The organism is Streptomyces sp. NPDC052012, from assembly GCF_040689265.1.
GTDB lineage: Bacteria > Actinomycetota > Actinomycetes > Streptomycetales > Streptomycetaceae > Streptomyces.
Genome location: NZ_JBFAXA010000003.1, coordinates 379,842 through 395,087 on the forward strand (window position 1 = coordinate 379,842; position 15,246 = coordinate 395,087).

The window sequence follows — 15,246 nt, forward strand, 5'->3', positions numbered from 1 at the left end:
CGGCACGCGTCATTCCGGCACCTGTCGTATCTCCAGCACGCGCAGCCCCAGGGACTGGCAGCGGGCCAGCAGCCCGTACAGGTGGGCGTCGTCGACGATGTGCCCGAACAGCAGGGTCTGGCCGGACATCACCACGTGGTCGAGCTCCGGAAAGACGTTGATCAGCGGTTCCGAGAGGTGCCCGTCGACGCGGATCTCGTAGCGCATGAGCTGCTCTCCCGAGGGGCTGAGGCCGGCGGGTCACGCCCGCACCCTGCGATCGTCCGCCCAGGGGGCTCCCGCCCGGCTCACCCCGCACAGGTGATACTCCGCCCGGCGCCCCGGACGGGCGGGGTCATTTCTTCAGCCAGAGCTTGAACCCGATGATCACCATGCCCAGCAGCAGGTTCACCGCCGCCGACGCGGCGACCTGACGCCATGCGGCACCGGCCCGGCGGGCCGCCGCCGCCGACCAGCCCACCTGCCCGGCCACGGCGACGGACAGCCCGAACCACAGGGCGCCCTGCACGTCGAGGCCCAGCGCGGGACTGACGGCCACGGCGGCCGCGGGCGGGAGGGCGGCCTTGACGATCGGCCATTCGTCGCGGCACACGCGCAGCACCACGCGGCGCTCCCAGGTCTGCTGCGCGAGCCGTGCCCCGAACAGCTGCGCGTGTACATGGGCGATCCAGAAGACCCCGCCGGTGAGCAACAGCAGCAGCACCAGTTCCAGCCGCGGGAACTGCCCCAGGGAGCCGGCCCCGACGATCACGGACGCGGCGAGCATGGATCCGTACACGCCGCCGGTGTAGTCGGCGTGCTTCCGGTGCTCGGCACGCCCTTCGGCACGGTGGTTCGAAGCATGCCTGGTGCCGGGCATCACGGGTTCCCTGTACTCGTCCGGCCGGGGTGCCCCGGGCTCGTGGGGCCTGGTGGGGCGGTCCGGGCTGCGGCATCGGACGGCCGGGGGCGTTCGCGTCCGCGGCCCGGCAGATGCGGGGTGACCAGGAAACTCGCCAGCGTGATGCCACCGGTCGCCAGGATCGCCGCCTTGAGGCCGTCGAGCTGCGCCGACGCGTAGGACTCCGTCAGCACCTCCACCTCGGCCGGCGGCAGACCTGCGCGTGTGGCCGCCGAGCGCACCTGGTCGGTGGCCACGAAGGTGACGCCGGCTTCCAGGTGGACACCGACCTGCTGCCGGGCCTCCTGGGAGAGCCGCGCGTCGTTCTCCACCTGCGTGGTGAAGGCGTGCGCCAGGGAGCCGATGAGCAGCGATCCGATGAGCGCGGTGCCGAGCGCGGAGCCCAGGTTCTGCGCCGTGTACTGCAGCCCGCCGACCTCGCTGCGTTCCTCCTCGCCCGCGCTGGACTGGACGACGTTGCCGAGCTGCGAGGCGAACAGACCCATGCCGACGCCGAGCAGCGCCATCGCCCCGGCGAACTGTGCGTCGTCGATGACCGGGTCGATGGTGGCCAGCAGCCAGACGACGGCTGCGGTCACGGTCGTCAGGGCCAGCCGGACGACCAAGCGCGGCCCGGCCAGGCGGCCGAGCCGGGCGGCGCCGAGGGAGGTCACGAGCATGGTGACGGACACCGGAAGCAGCCTCAGTCCCGTCTCGAAGGCATCGAACCCCTGCACGACCTGCAGGTACAGGGGGATGGTGAAGAACAGCCCGAGCAGGATGAGGTTCTGGCTGAGCAAGGACAGCAGGCCGGACCTGAGCACGGGCCGCTCGAGCATCGGCAGATGCACCAGTGGTTCGGCACCACGCGCCTCCCGTCGGCGTTCCCACCGGCGGAAGACCGCGAGAACGCCGATCCCGGCCCCGACCACGAACAGCGTCGGCGCGAATCCGAGGACGGTGAAGGGCGGATTGCGCGGCTGTACCCATCCCCAGGTGCTGCTCTGCAGGACGCCGAGCACCCCGAGCGCCAGACCGGCCGCGGAGAGCGTGGCACCGACCCCGTCCAGTCGGGGGCGCCCGCCGGCCCGGGGAGCCTCGGTGATCGCGTGGCGCAGGGCGAGGACGGCGAGTACGACCACGACCTCCCCGGCGAAGACCAGTCGCCAGCTGAGATACGTCGTGACCCAACCGCCGAGCAGCGGTCCGACGGCGATCCCGGCGCCGGCCAGACCGCCGACGACGCCGTAGGCCACGGCCCGGTCGCGGCCCCGGTAGGACTCGGCGACGAGCGCCGCCATGGCGGGCAGGACCAGCGCGGCGCCGAGTCCCTCGATGACGGACCAGCCCAGTACCAGCACCCACAGGGTCGGCGCGATCGCGGTCAGGGCCGAGCCGGTGGCATAGACGACGAGGCCGCCGAGGAACACACGCCGGCGCCCGAGAATGTCCCCCAGGCGGCCACCGACGATCATGAAGGCCGCCATGACCAGTGCGTACAGCGTGATGACGGCCTGGATGGCGGTGACCTCGGTGTCGAAGTCCTCCACGAGTTGGCTGATGGACACGTTCATGACGGCCGTGTCCAGGACCATCAGGAACTGCGCGGTCCCCAGGACGATCAGCGCCCGCCAGTGCCTCACGTGCCCACCTCGCCGGATCGGCCCCGGCGGCCGGTGGTGACCGGTCGCCGCTGCCATCGCACCCGATCCCCGCGGTGCGCGCCTCACCCCTCACGGGCGAATGTGCCGGCGCCGTCCGCCGTCTCTCACAGCAGCTTCAGCTCACGCGCCCGGCGTACCGCCTCACCGCGCCGGTTGACCTGCAGCTTCCGGTAGATGCTCTTGAGGTGGGTCTTGACCGTGTTCACCGAGACGTACAGGTCGGCGGCGATCTCCTCGGTCGACATCATCTGGGCCAGCCGCCGCAGCACATCACGCTCGCGTCCGCTCAGCTCCTCCACGGGCAGGAGCGGAGCTCGGTGCAGGTGCCGCCCCTGCCCGCCGTCGGGCTGAGCGGATCTGTCGATGAGCCAGCCCCGCGCCAGCCGGTGGAGCTCCTCGGACCGCAGATGGGGCCGGATCCACGGTTCCGCCTCGACGAAGGGGCGCCGCAGCCGCTCGCCGCGTGCCTCGCGCAGGGCCCGGGCCACCAGCCGGCCGGCTGCCGCCCGGTCGCCCGCCTCGTCCGCGGCCCGGGCACGCGTCAGCGCCGCCCTGACCGTCACCGCGGGCCCCGTGCGTCCTTCGGGGTGTACGCGGTCGAGCAGGTGGACCGCCGCCCGGGCCCGGCCCGCGGCGAGCTGGATGCCCGCTGCCCCCACCGCGCACGCGAGCTGCTCCTCGGGCAGCCGCCGCACCAGATCGGCCGCGGTGTCCGCCCGGCCCTCGGCCAAGTGGGCGGCGGCCGCGACGACTGCTGTCTGGCCCTCCGCCCAGGGCGAGGACACATCGGCCGGAATCACACAGTCCGCCGCTTTGAGTGCGGCCTTCGCATCGCCCTGCGCCAGATGCAGCCTGGCGGTGACGATGGCCCGGCCCGCCTCCGTCACCGGATCCCGCAGCGCGGGCGGCGACACGGCCGCCGCGTCGAGCAGGGACCGCGCCTGGCCGAGCTCGTCGCGGTCCAGGGCGACGGCCGCGAGGACCAGGCGTTCGACACCCGCCCCGGACGGCTGGGGCAGGCCGAACCGCTCCGTCTCGGCGATCGCCGCCCGCGCCTTGCGCTCCGCCCCGCTCAGCCAGCCGTTCAGGTAGTCCATCAGCGCCAGGCGGCCCAGCGAGTCCTCGCGCGGCAGCGCCGTCACCGCCTGGGCGGCGGCGCCCGCCACGGCGGACAGGGCGTCCCACGCCTCCTCGAACCGGCCGGCCCACAGCTGGGCCGAGCCCAGATGCGTCAGCAACAGGGCGTCGAGTTCGGGATGGCGTGCCAGCAGATGGCCCGGCACCTTCTCGCGCAGTCTCCCGGCCGCCTCGCTGGCGGACTCCGCCTTCGCGGGGGAACCCGCCAGTCGCGCGGCCAGCACCTCCAGCAGCGCACAGCTCAGCCGTGCCGCTGCGCCGGTGTCGTCGCCCTCGGCGTCACTCCCGCTCTCCTCGAGTGCCTGCTCCGCACGCCGCAGGTGGGTCAAGCCGCTGACCAGATCGCTCCGTGACAGTTCCCGGGCCGCCCGCACCAGTTCCGGAGCCGGGCCCCGCGGCTCCTGCCCCATGCGGGAGAACAGCCCGGTCACCGCGTCGGAGCGCAGCCCCGTGAAGAACTGCCCGATGGCCAGATCGTCGATCAGGGCGGCGGCGGTGAACTCCCAGTCGCCGGCCGCGGCACCGTGGCCGAGCGCCTCGGCGAGGGAACCGGACCGCCGCAAGGACTCGGCGGCCCGCCGGTGCAGTCCCGTCTCCAGACCGGGCCGCCGCATCCGCAGATGGGCGCGGAGGATCTCCGCGAACAGGGGATGCAGACGGTACGTGTCGTGCCCGAGGTGCTCGACGAACGCGTTGTCCCGGCTCAGCCGCGCCAGGATGGCCCCTGCGTCATCACGCCGCGTGAGCGCGTTCGCCAGCTCGGGACCGAAGCGGTCGAGCAGGCTGACCCGGAGCAACAGATCCTGCGTCTCGGGGTCCTGCCGCTTGAGCACCTCCGCCAGGAGGAAGTCGGCGATCGTGCTCCGGTCGGCCTCGAAGTCCTTGAGGTACGCCTCCGGGTCCGGGCTTCGCGCCGCCGCCAGCGCACACAGACGCAGGCCGGCCGCCCAGCCCCGGGTGCGGTCCACCAGCGCACGCACGGCGGCCGGGGGCAGCCGCAGCCCGTGCAGTTCCATGAGTTCGGCCGCTTCGTGCGGGGTGAAGGCCAGCTCCGCGTCCCTGATCTCCGTCAGCTCTCCCGTGGCCCGGTACCGGTGCAGGGGCAGCAGCGGCTCGGTACGGGTGACGAGTACGAGCCGCAGTCCGGGCCCCGCGTGGTGCAGTACGAACTCCAGCTGCTCCGCGATCTCCGGGGCCGTGACCCGGTCGAACTCGTCGAGCACGAGGATCACGGGCTGCTCACGGTCGCTGAGGCCGGCGGCCAGCCGGGCCGGCAGCCCCGGACTCACCCGTTGCGCGTCCGCCGGAACGCCCACGTCCGCCGGGAGCGGTACACCGGCGACCCGCAGGGCCTGCAGGAGATACGCCCAGAACATGCCCGGTGCGTCACCGGCCGCGTCGGTGGTGAGCCAGACGACGGGCGCTCGCTGCCGGCGCCTCACCCAGTCGGCGACCAGCAGCGTCTTCCCCGCACCCGCGGCTCCGTTGACCATGGTCAGCGGTGTGCGCGGGGACTGGTCCAGATGCCGGGTCAGCCGCTCCCGCCGCAGGAACGTCACCGGGCACACGGGCACGACGAACCGCGTGCGCAGGAACGGATCACCGTGCGGATCGGCGACAGGGTGCGCCGGTGGCGGACCCTCCTCCGCGAACCCCGTCAAGGCCCTCACCGCCCATGCATCAGGTTCACTTCGTGCTCCTCCCAGCATCCGCCCGGGGCGGCAGGGGCGCACTGCGGTGAGCGGCGCGGTCGCACGGAACGGACCGTGGCCGGTGGCTCGATCACCACCGGCCACCGTCGGCTACCGTCGGCGGTGTGCACCACACGCCCGGCCTCGCGGAAGCACTCGCCGCGGGCACCTTGATCCTCGACGGCGGCATGTCCAACCAGCTCGCCTCCGCCGGCCACGACCTCTCCGACGACCTGTGGTCCGCCCGCCTGCTCACCGACGCCCCCGAGGCGATCACGCAGGCCCACCTCGCCTACTTCGAGGCGGGCGCGGACGTGGCGATCACCGCGAGCTACCAGGCGACGTTCGAGGGCTTCGCCAGGCGCGGCATCGACCGCGGGCGGGCGGCGGAGCTGCTGGCGCTGAGCGTTCAGGCGGCACGCGAGGCGGCACGCCGCACCCGGGCGGCCCGCCCCCTGTGGGTGGCCGCCTCCGTCGGCCCGTACGGCGCGATGCTCGCGGACGGCTCCGAGTACCGGGGCCGCTACGGCCTGACGATCGCGGAGCTGGAACGCTTCCACCGCCCCCGCATGGAGGTCCTGGCCGCCGCCCGCCCCGACGTCCTGGCCCTGGAGACCGTCCCCGACACGGACGAGGCCGAGGCCCTGCTGCGCGCCCTGCGCGGCCTCGGCGTCCCGGCCTGGCTGTCGTACTCCGTCACCGGCGACCGCACCCGCGCCGGCCAGCCCCTGGCGAACGCCTTCGCCCTGGCCGCCGAGGCGGACGAGGTCGTCGCCGTGGGCGTGAACTGCTGCACGCCCGAGGACGCGGACGAAGCCGTCGCCCTGGCGGCCCGCATCACCGGCAAACCGGTCGTGGTCTACCCCAACAGCGGGGAACGGTGGGACGCCGCGGCACGCGACTGGACCGGCCGGTCGACCTTCAGCACCGACCAGGTCACGGGCTGGCAGGAGTCCGGAGCACGGCTGATCGGCGGGTGCTGCCGGGTGGGTCCTGAGACGATCAGGTCCGTCGCCGAGGTGGTCAGGGGGACGTAGCGAACTCGCACCACACGATCTTGCCGGGGTCCCGCTCCCCCACACCCCACTTGTCCGCCAGCTGTTCCACCAGCAGCAGCCCGCGCCCGCCCTCCCCCGGGCCCCCGGCCTCCGCCGCCCGGGGTACGGCGGGGACGCCACCCCCGCTGTCGTGCACCTCGACGCGTACGGCGCCGTCGCCGCCGTGGGCCAGCAGCCTCAGCAGGAAGCCACGGCCGGGCGGTACGCCGTGCAGCAGGGCGTTGGTGGCGAGTTCACTGACGCACAGCAGCACGTCGTCCGTGCGCCCGCGCACGCCCCAGTCCTCGAGCGCGCTGCGCGCGAACTCCCGCGCGTCGGGCACGGACCGGCGCTCACGGCGGAAGAAACGCTCACGGGGGGACGGGAGTTGGGGCAGGGGTGGAGTTTCCTGGTTCACGGGACGAGAGTCACGCTCCGTGGTCATCATGAAACAGTCCGCGCACTCGTACAGCTGGTTTGTACGGGTGCGCGAGGGTGAACGTACGGGCGCGGGTGGGGAGTTCGGACCGCATGAGCACACGCAAGAACGCCTCCGCGATGAAGATGGTCGGGGCCCTTCTCTCCCTCTACCGTCAGGCCGCCGGGTACACCCAGAGGTCGCTGGGTGAGCACTTCTGCATCAGCGAGCAGCAGATCGCGTCGATCGAGCAGGGCAGACGGCCACTGAAGCCGGACCTCGCCGAGCATCTCGACGAATTCCTGTGCACCAAGGGGGCGTTGTCGGTCGCGGTGAGCAGGATGCCGGAGGTGGATCTGGTTCCGTTGTGGGCGGAGGAGTATTTGGATCGGGAGCGGGAGGCTGTCGCGATCTCGTGGTACGAGGCTCTGGTGGTGCCGGGCCTACTTCAGACCGAGCCGTACGCACGGGCTCTCTTCCGCAGCCGCGTACCGGTCTACGACGGGGACGAAATCGAGCAGTTGGTCGCGGCACGGGTGCAGCGACGCGAGATTCTGCACCGCAGGGTGCCGCCAACAGTGAGCTTCGTGATCTGGGAGGCGGCGCTGCGGGACCACCTGGGCGGCAGGAACGTCTACATCGAGCAGTTGCAGCACCTGCGAGAATACGCCGAAGCACCCGGGGTCGTGCTTCAGATCCTGCCTCTGGGCAGGACCTCTCATGCTGGGCTCAACGGCCCGTTCATTCTGCTGGAGACGCCCGAATACCAGCGGCTGGCCTACACGGAAACCCAGCGGGGTAGCCAACTGATCGCCAACCCGGACGAGGTGGGGATCCTTACCCAGAAGTATGCGATGCTGCGAACGCAGGCTCTGAACACTGAGGACACCAGGGCCATGTTGGACCGTCTTCTAGGAGAAGCATGAGCAGCACCGCACTTCGGTGGTTCAAGTCGAGCTACAGCGGCGACGAAGGCGGCGCCTGCCTGGAAGTCGCCTACACCTGGCGCAAGTCCACCTACAGCAGCGACGAAGACGCCATCCACATCCGCGACTCCAAAACCCCCGACGCCCCTCACCTCACCGTCACCCCGCGCGCCTGGACCGCGTTCCTGCCGGCGCTCTAGGAGAAGTCCGCGTCGGTGATGCCGTCGGCGTGACCGGGCGGCCACTCCACCAACTCGATCCGGTAACCGTCCGGGTCGGTGAGCCACGATGTCTTCGGGCCCTGCGGACCGCCCGGGTACTCGACGGGCCCCGGCTCCAGGCCCGCGTCGGTCAGCCGCCCCACGGTGGCGTCCAGGCCGTCCACCTGGATCGCGAGGTGATCGAAACCGCTGCCCACGTCGACCCGTCCCTCGACGGGACGGTGGACCAGTTCGAGGGAGGCGGCCGGTTCGCCGGGGAACTTCAGGATCACGAGGTGACTCCCGTCCCCGGTGTCGACCCTGCCCAGTTCGACGTAGCCCAGGGCGGTGTAGAAGCCGAGCGAGCGGTCCAGGTCGGTGACGCGGTAGGAGACGAAGAGCGTCTTCATGCGGTCTCCCCGTGATGACGTACCCGGTAACGGAGGTGCGTGACGTCCCGGTCCCGGAGCACGCGGACGAGGTCGAGTTCGATGTGGTCACCACCGAGGTGGTCGAAGAGCCGTCGGCCGTCCCCGAGGAGCACCTGAACCAGGTGGATCTCCATCTCGTCGATGTGTCCGGCTCGGAGCAGCGCCTGGGCGGCGCCCGCCCCGTGGACCATGACCGGCCGGTCCCCGGCGGCGGCGCGCGCCCGACGGGCGCAGTCGTCGACATCGGTGACGAAGCGCGCGTGGCCGGGTGGCACGTCCCCGTCGTCGACATGGTGGGTGAGGACGAAGATCGGCACGCCGTCGTGATGGTCGCCCTGCCAGCGCCCGGCGAGTTCGAAGGTGCGACGGCCGGAGATCACCGCGCCGGTCGCCATCGCCTCGCGATACACCTGTCCGCTGGGACCGTCGCCCTCCCGGTCGTCGAGCCAGTTGAAAAGACGTCCGCCCGCACGTCCGAGCTCCTGGCCCGGTCGATCGTCAGGGCCGGCGATGTAGCCGTCGAGCGACATCGACATGTACAGCCTGATCGGATTGCTCATCCTGTCCTCCCTCTGTCACAAGGAACGACTTCGGGCGGCAGGAGAAGTCATCGGCGCCGGGACCGATGAGTTCTCGTCGCGTCCGCGGTCAACCCAGGGACAGCGCACCCGCGACAGGAAGGCACGACCATGGCAACGCTGATGGTGGACTTCATCATCTCCCTCGACGGTTACGGCGCCGCCGAGGGCTGGCCCGGCTTCTGGGGGATGGAGGGGCCCGAGTACCTGGCCTGGCTGGAGGATCCGTCGGAGCATCGGCACACGACCCTGATGGGGGCGACGACGTACCGGCTGATGCACGGGTTCGCCGAGCAGATGCCCGACGACGCGGCCGGTCTCGGCCCGCTGACGGCGATGCCGAAGGTGGTGTTCTCCTCCACCCTGAAGGCACCGCTGTCCTGGGCCAACACCGAGCTCGTCGACGGGGACGCCGTCGAGGCCGTGCGGGAGATGAAGCGGAAGGACGAGCGTCCCCTGCGCACCCTCGGCAGCGTCAGCCTGTGCCGGTCACTGCTGCGGGCCGGCCTGGTGGACCGCTTCCGCGTGGTCATCTTCCCGGTGATCACCGGCGCCACCGGGCGGGACCGGATCTTCGACGAGTATCCCGACGTCAAGCTCGACGTGGTCGAGAGCCGGACGTTCGACGGCCGGCTGCAGCTGCTGGAGTACGTTCCCACCGTGCTCGACGCCCCGCCGGGCGCGGGCGGCTGATCACGTCGAGGGATGCCGGCGCAGCGCACCGCTGCGCCGCAGGCGGCTGATCGCCGAGCGGAGTTCGGGGGTGGGCTCCTCGATCCGCTCCGTGGCCGACCACAGGTTCAGTTCGCGGTCCCGTGGGCCGTAGGCGATCCGCGGTGTGCCCTCGTCGAAGAGCTGGACGGGATGGCGTGCGTCCCACCGCTGCCACCCCGGCCGCCCGTCGGAGACGAAGCCCACCCACGCGCCGTGCATGGCGTCCGCCAGCTCCGGCGGCGCCCCCTCCCCCGCCAGCTTCCGGGCCTCCGGCACGTCCCCGCTGTCGAAGACGAAGCCCAGTTCCAGGGCGTGGCAGGCACCGAGGCCGGGGCGGTTGGAGGGCCAGGCGAACTCGTAGACGTACGACGGCTCCGTGCGCCCGTCGGCGAGGCGGTGCAGGGGCAGGCGCAGCAGGTGGTCGGTGACCATCTGGCCGACGATCTCGGCGGTGCTGGCGTCCGGCCGCAGCGCGCGGTAGCCGCGCGGGACGTCGCTGCCGCAGTGGCAGCGGGCCATCGCTCCGGCGAGGGCGACCGCGCCGAGGCGGTTCACCCGGTCGACGAGGCCGCCGGGGACCAGCCAGAGCCGGTACTCGTCGCTGGTCCAGCCCATCAGCAGGTCGACGCCGGGCGCCGCGCCGTCCGTCAGCGCGTCGAGGGGGTCGCGCGGGACCAGGTCGCCGTCCACCACGATGCCGAACGCCGGGCCGCCGAGGACGGGGCTGCTCAGCCGGCCCACCTCGGCCTGGACGCGCAGCAGTTGCTCCCGGTCGACGGTGGCGAAGGCCTCGGCGGTGGCGGGGATCTTCAGCCGGTTCGCGATGCGGCGCACCATGCGGCGGACCTTGTCCCGGGGGGACGCCTCCGGGGGTCCGCTCTGGAGGACGGCGCGCCGGACGAGGCCCTGGGCCTGCGGCGCGGCGACGAGCGCGCCGGTGCTGATCGCGCCGGCGGACTGACCGGCCAGGGTGATGCGGCCGGGGTCGCCCCCGAAGGCGGTGATCGCGTCGTGGACCCAGCGCAGGGCGGCGAGCTGGTCGCGCAGGCCGGGGTTGGCGGGGGCGTCGGGGAAAAGGCCGTAGCCCTCGACGCCCAGGCGGTAGTTGACCGACACGCAGACCACGCCGTCCCGGGCGAAGGTGCCGCCGTCGTACACGGGGACGGCGGAGGAGCCGCGGGTCAGGGCGCCGCCGTGCAGCCAGACGAGGACGGGCAGGCGGGCGCCGGGCGAGGGGTCCGGGGTCCAGACGTTGAGGTTGAGGCAGTCGTCGCCGGGGACGACCGGGTCGGCGAGGTACTGGGCGAAGGCGTCGGAGTACGGCGGCTTGGGGGCCGTGGGGCCGAAGGCGCCGGCGTCGCGCACGCCGTCCCAGGGTTCCGGCGCGACGGGCGGGCGGAACCGGCGCGGGCCGAAGGGGGGTGCCGCGTACGGGATGCCGCGGAAGACGGCGATGTCCCGCTCCCACCGGCCGCGTACGGCACCGTACGGGGTCCTGATCACGGGGTTGTCCCGGCCTGCCGTCATCTGCCCACCAGCCCTTCGCCGCACCGTGCTCATGCGTCCGGCGCAACCCACCGGTAACACAAGAGCACCACAACGCTCATCGGTATTCCTGCGCAGGCGCGCGGGGCTTCACGCCAGGGATCGGCGGATCTAGGGTAGGAAGCGCTTTCTACGGTGCGATCTCGCAGAGGTCGCGGTGTGCTCGGTGTGCTCGGTGTGCTTCTGCGGTGGGAGAGGGTGGGGTTGCCGATGGCCCGTACGGGAAGTGCGAGCGTGACGGCCGGGCCGACGCTGGCGGTCGTCGCCCGTGAGGCGGGGGTGTCGGTGCCCACCGCGTCCAAGGTCGTCAACGGCCGTGAGGACGTCGCCCCGGCGACCCGTCGCCGCGTCACGGAGGCGCTGGACCGGCTGGGATACGTACGCAGGCCCCGGTTCGACTCGGGCCGGGCGCCCCGCCTGGTGGACCTCGTCGTGGACTCGCTGGAGCGCTCCGGCTCCGGGGCGGTGCTGCAGGGGGTGGAGGGGGCGGCGCGGGAGGCGGGCCTCGAGGTGGTCGTGTCGGCGGCGCTCGGCCGGGACGGGTCCGGACCGCCGGAACGCGGCTGGCTGGACCGGCTGGTCGCGCGTGGCTCCTGCGGGGTCCTGTTCCACCTGACGGAGCCGAGTGCGAACCAGTACGCCTGGCTGCACCAGCACCGGGTGCCCTTCGTGATGATCGACCCGGTGCGCGAGCCGCCGCCGGGCGTGATCTCGGTGGGCGCGACGAACTGGCAGGGCGGGGTGACGGCGACGGAGCACCTGCTGTCGTCCGGTCACGAGCGCATCGCCGTCCTCGCGGGTCCGCGGCGCACCACGGCGGGCGACGCCCGGGTCGCCGGTTACCGCTCGGCCCTGTCCGCGGCGGGCATCGCGCACCGCCCCGAGTACCTCCGTCACGGGGCCGCGACCGAGCCGGCGGCCCGCCGCCGCACGCACGAGCTCCTCGACCTCCCCGAGCCGCCCACGGCCCTGTTCACCTGCTCGGACCGCATGGCTCTCGGCGCCTACCAGGCGCTGGCCGACCGGGGCCTGCGCGTCCCCGACGACCTCAGCGTCATCGGCTTCGACGACCTCCCCGAGGCCCGCTGGCTCACCCCGCCCCTGACGACGGTCCGCCAGCCCCTGTCGGAGATGGCGGCCACGGCCCTGACCCTGCTGTCGCGCCTGATGGACGGCCACCACCCGGAGAGCACCCGCACGGAGCTGTCGACCCGCCTGGTGGAACGGGCGAGCACGGCACCGCCGCGCACGTGAGCCGCCGCGGGGAACGTCATCCTCCGGCATCCACGTCGTTGCGGGGTGCCCCGTCTCCGTCCGGGGGCAGATCACCACGCTCGACGGGCGCGGTGGGTGCGCTAGGGGCGTCAGGTGCCTGCGCGTCACCCGGCCCGGTGGGCGGCAGCACCTCGGCCACCTCGTCCCCGGCCGGCCGGTGCACGTCCCGCGCGGCCTCCCGCAGCACGTCCCGGGGCACCCCCGCGTCCCCCTGGACCCGCACCACATGTCCGGCCCCGGCGACGAGATACTCCTGCTGCCCGCCCCCGCCGCCGCGGTACCAGATCCCCTCCCCGTCCCGCTCGCACGCGGCCCGCGTCGTGCCGCACCCGGCGTCGGCCACGGAACCGCGGTCGACGGTCAACCGGATCTGCCGCCCGTCCTGCCGCGAGACATAGGTCGCGGAGAACCCGTCCCCGCCGAACACCCCCACGGACTGCTGAGCGAGCCGGAACCCGGGCACCTCGGTGACATAGACGAGCTCCGGCGCGACCCCCAGGGCCCGAGCCCGCACACCGAGCTCCCGGGAGACCCCGGCCCGCGCACCCGCCTCCGCCTCCGTCCCGCCGCTCTTCTCGCTGCCGCAGCCGGCGAGCACCAGAGGGGCGACGGCGGACAGCACCAGCGGCAGCACACGCGAGAGACGGATCATGGCCCATATCCTGCCGCACAGACGTGCACCCCCACCCCGCACTGTCCGATTCCTTCAAGACCGGCCCGCCGTCCCCTGCCTACGGTGCTCCCATGACCGCACGATTCGACGCCATCGGCCTGGTCGTCTCCGACATGGCCGCCTCCGTGACCTTCTACCGCCGCCTCGGCTTCACCTTCCCCGAGGGATCCGAACAGCAGGGTCACGTGGAAGCAGACCTCCCGGGCGGACTGCGCCTGCTGCTGGACACCGAGGAGGTCGTCCGCTCCTTCCACCCGGACTGGAAGCCACCCACGGACGGCGGACGCACCTCGCTGGCCCTGCGCTGCGACAGCCCGGACGAAGTGGACGCCCTGTACGCGGAGTTGACGGCCGCAGGCCACCACGGCGAACTGAAACCCTGGGACGCCTTCTGGGGCCAGCGCTACGCCTCCCTCCTCGACCCGGACGGCAACGGCGTGGACCTGTTCGCCCCTCTGCCCGGCTGACCAGGCAGATCACGCTCACGGCCGATCGGCCCCACGTGGGTCTCAGCCGTGTCCGGCCAGCAGCCGGCTCAGGGACAGGCCCGTCAAGTCCCGGACCTCACGGGCCAGATGGGCCTGGTCCGCGTAGCCGGTGCGGGTGGCGGTGTCCGCGTACGGGACGCCGGTGCGGGCGAGGGTGAGGGCTCGGTGGAGGCGGAGGATGCGGGCGAGGGTCTTCGGGCCGTAGCCGAAGGCGGCAAGGGAGCGGCGGTGCAACTGGCGTGGGCTCAGGCCGAGTTCGTCGGCGGTGGCGGCGACCGGGCGGCCCGCGTTCAGGGCGGCGACGATGCCGGCCGGCAGCGGGTCGGGCGGGCCGGACTCCCCGGCCCAGCGCAGGGCGATGTCCTCCAGGCCCGCCTGCGGGGTGGCCGCGGCGTTCACGCGGGCGGTGAGGCGGCGTACGTCCGCCACGGGCCGCAGGTCCGCCAGGTCGACGCGCCGGTCGCGCAGTTCGTGCGCCGGGACGCCCAGCAGGGCCGGTGCGGTGCCGGGGTGGAAGCGGACGCCGGCCCAGGTGCCCGAGGCGCCCTCGGTGACGTACGCCCGTGTGTCGGGTCCGGCGATCAGCAGCCGGCCCTCGTGCCAGAGCAGGTCCATGCACCCGTCGGGCAGCACCCGGCCGTCACCGGTCCCGGACGGCGTGTTGGTCCACACCACCGCACCGGGCAGCAGCGACGCCCGTTCCTCGTACACATGCGCCAGGTTATGCCGCGTCCAGGTCGGCGTGCACCAGGTCGTGGTCCGAGTACGGGGTCGGATGCACTCCGTGCCCCACGGGGACGATGCCGCCGCGCAGGAAGACGTAGTCGAACCGGGTGTGCCAGTCGGTGGTCGTCTCGCAGGTGCCGGCGGCCGAGGGGTGGCACCGGGGGTTCGCGTCCGCGGCCAGGTCCCACACGACGGTGAGCTCGGGGGCGTCCGGCACGGCGTTGAAGTCGCCGAGGACGATCGCGCGGTCGTGGCGGGCCACTGCCGCGGCGAGGACGCGGGTCTGCTCCGCGCGGACCGATTCCTGACGCCGTTGGGCGAGGTGGGTGTTGAAGACGCGGACCGGCCGGCCGTCCACCGTGGTGGTGACCGCCATGTACCCGCGGTCCTCCGAGCCGCCCTCGGGGTACTCGGTGTTGACGGCGTCCGTCATCGGGGCCGCCGAGAGCACCGCCTGGCCGTAGGCCCCCGGACGCCACGGCGCTCCGCCGCAGCGGCTCCAGTTCCGCAGCACCGGCCCGTACTCGACGTGGTAGACCAGCCCGTGCAGGCTCCGCAGATGCTCCCGGATCCGCTGGACGTCCCGCACGCACGCCTCCTGCAAGCCGATCACCTGGGGCGCGAACCTGGCGATCTCCGCCGCCCGGTGGACGTTGCTCTCCTCGCACGGGTTGCACAGGTTCCATGTCATGACCCGGTTCGGCACGATGTCCCTGACGGGCTCGACGGGCAGGGAACCGGCGCCGCTCGGCGCGCTGGGGCCGACGAGCACCGCGCAGGCCGCGATCAGGGCGCCCACCAGCCAACCCGTCCCCCTGCCGAGCACCCACGCCTCCCTGCGCTGAACAGCCATGGCATCCGAC

17 protein-coding genes are annotated in these 15,246 nt (G+C 72.9%); 6 read left to right on the forward strand and 11 right to left on the reverse strand.

Annotated elements, in window-relative coordinates; translation table 11 throughout:
* Positions 1-9: 9 nt before the first annotated feature.
* The 4 genes from AB0412_RS08890 to AB0412_RS08905 form a co-directional block, all read right to left on the reverse strand.
* Complete coding sequence (locus AB0412_RS08890) at positions 10-207, reverse strand: hypothetical protein (RefSeq protein ID WP_260830008.1); 198 nt, start codon at positions 205-207, stop codon at positions 10-12.
* Between the two features lie 127 nt (positions 208-334).
* Complete coding sequence (locus AB0412_RS08895) at positions 335-859, reverse strand: hypothetical protein (protein ID WP_366401819.1); 525 nt, start codon at positions 857-859, stop codon at positions 335-337.
* Complete coding sequence (locus AB0412_RS08900; RefSeq protein WP_366401820.1) at positions 859-2,523, reverse strand: MFS transporter; 1,665 nt, start codon at positions 2,521-2,523, stop codon at positions 859-861. The genes AB0412_RS08895 and AB0412_RS08900 overlap by 1 nt, the downstream gene beginning before the upstream one ends.
* Before the next feature lie 125 nt (positions 2,524-2,648).
* Positions 2,649-5,342 carry a LuxR C-terminal-related transcriptional regulator gene (locus AB0412_RS08905; protein WP_366401821.1) on the reverse strand — a complete coding sequence of 898 codons (2,694 nt, stop codon included), beginning with the start codon at positions 5,340-5,342 and terminating at the stop codon, positions 2,649-2,651.
* A 155-nt stretch (positions 5,343-5,497) separates the two neighbouring features.
* Between AB0412_RS08905 and mmuM the strand changes: the two genes are divergently transcribed.
* A complete protein-coding gene (mmuM, locus tag AB0412_RS08910) occupies positions 5,498-6,409 on the forward strand; it encodes a homocysteine S-methyltransferase (protein ID WP_366401822.1) in 912 nt (303 codons plus the stop codon).
* On the opposite strand, the gene AB0412_RS08915 is transcribed toward mmuM, so the two are convergent.
* Positions 6,396-6,854 carry an ATP-binding protein gene (locus AB0412_RS08915; RefSeq protein WP_366401823.1) on the reverse strand — a complete coding sequence of 153 codons (459 nt, stop codon included), beginning with the start codon at positions 6,852-6,854 and terminating at the stop codon, positions 6,396-6,398. The genes mmuM and AB0412_RS08915 overlap by 14 nt on opposite strands.
* 86 nt (positions 6,855-6,940) lie before the next feature.
* Here AB0412_RS08915 and AB0412_RS08920 point away from each other — a divergent pair, with 86 nt between their 5' ends.
* Together AB0412_RS08920 and AB0412_RS08925 are read left to right on the forward strand one after the other, a co-directional pair.
* Positions 6,941-7,753 carry a helix-turn-helix transcriptional regulator gene (locus tag AB0412_RS08920; protein ID WP_366401824.1) on the forward strand — a complete coding sequence of 271 codons (813 nt, stop codon included), beginning with the start codon at positions 6,941-6,943 and terminating at the stop codon, positions 7,751-7,753.
* Entirely contained in the window at positions 7,750-7,953 is a 204-nt protein-coding gene (locus tag AB0412_RS08925; protein ID WP_366401825.1) for a DUF397 domain-containing protein, read from the forward strand. The genes AB0412_RS08920 and AB0412_RS08925 overlap by 4 nt, the downstream gene beginning before the upstream one ends.
* Here the strand turns inward: AB0412_RS08925 and AB0412_RS08930 are convergent.
* Together AB0412_RS08930 and AB0412_RS08935 are read right to left on the reverse strand one after the other, a co-directional pair.
* Positions 7,950-8,363, reverse strand: a complete 414-nt coding sequence (locus AB0412_RS08930; RefSeq protein WP_366401826.1) for a VOC family protein — start codon at positions 8,361-8,363, stop codon at positions 7,950-7,952. The two genes, AB0412_RS08925 and AB0412_RS08930, sit on opposite strands and share 4 nt — an antisense overlap.
* A complete protein-coding gene (locus tag AB0412_RS08935; protein WP_366401827.1) occupies positions 8,360-8,944 on the reverse strand; it encodes a dihydrofolate reductase family protein in 585 nt (194 codons plus the stop codon). Before AB0412_RS08935 ends, AB0412_RS08930 begins: the two co-directional genes overlap by 4 nt.
* Before the next feature lie 129 nt (positions 8,945-9,073).
* On the opposite strand from AB0412_RS08935, the gene AB0412_RS08940 reads away from it, so the two are divergent.
* Positions 9,074-9,655, forward strand: a complete 582-nt coding sequence (locus AB0412_RS08940) for a dihydrofolate reductase family protein (RefSeq protein WP_366401828.1) — start codon at positions 9,074-9,076, stop codon at positions 9,653-9,655.
* On the opposite strand, the gene AB0412_RS08945 is transcribed toward AB0412_RS08940, so the two are convergent.
* The gene (locus AB0412_RS08945) at positions 9,656-11,203 is read right to left on the reverse strand and encodes a carboxylesterase family protein (RefSeq protein ID WP_366401829.1); all 1,548 of its coding nucleotides are present in this window, start codon (positions 11,201-11,203) and stop codon (positions 9,656-9,658) included. It lies immediately after the preceding gene.
* A gap of 228 nt (positions 11,204-11,431) precedes the next feature.
* On the opposite strand from AB0412_RS08945, the gene AB0412_RS08950 reads away from it, so the two are divergent.
* Positions 11,432-12,475 carry a substrate-binding domain-containing protein gene (locus AB0412_RS08950; protein WP_366401830.1) on the forward strand — a complete coding sequence of 348 codons (1,044 nt, stop codon included), beginning with the start codon at positions 11,432-11,434 and terminating at the stop codon, positions 12,473-12,475.
* 16 nt (positions 12,476-12,491) lie between these two features.
* Here AB0412_RS08950 and AB0412_RS08955 read toward each other — a convergent pair whose 3' ends face one another.
* The gene (locus AB0412_RS08955) at positions 12,492-13,148 is read right to left on the reverse strand and encodes a hypothetical protein (RefSeq protein ID WP_366401831.1); all 657 of its coding nucleotides are present in this window, start codon (positions 13,146-13,148) and stop codon (positions 12,492-12,494) included.
* A 92-nt stretch (positions 13,149-13,240) separates the two neighbouring features.
* Here AB0412_RS08955 and AB0412_RS08960 point away from each other — a divergent pair, with 92 nt between their 5' ends.
* Positions 13,241-13,636, forward strand: coding sequence for a VOC family protein (locus AB0412_RS08960; RefSeq protein ID WP_366401832.1), 396 nt, complete (start codon positions 13,241-13,243; stop codon positions 13,634-13,636).
* Between the two features lie 42 nt (positions 13,637-13,678).
* Here the strand turns inward: AB0412_RS08960 and AB0412_RS08965 are convergent, their stop codons facing one another.
* On the reverse strand, positions 13,679-14,368 hold the full coding sequence (locus AB0412_RS08965; protein WP_366401833.1) for a helix-turn-helix transcriptional regulator: 690 nt from the start codon (positions 14,366-14,368) through the stop codon (positions 13,679-13,681).
* Between the two features lie 10 nt (positions 14,369-14,378).
* Positions 14,379-15,236: an endonuclease/exonuclease/phosphatase family protein gene (locus tag AB0412_RS08970; RefSeq protein WP_366401834.1), complete on the reverse strand. Its 858-nt coding sequence runs from the start codon at positions 15,234-15,236 to the stop codon at positions 14,379-14,381.
* Between the last annotated feature and the right edge of the window lie 10 nt (positions 15,237-15,246).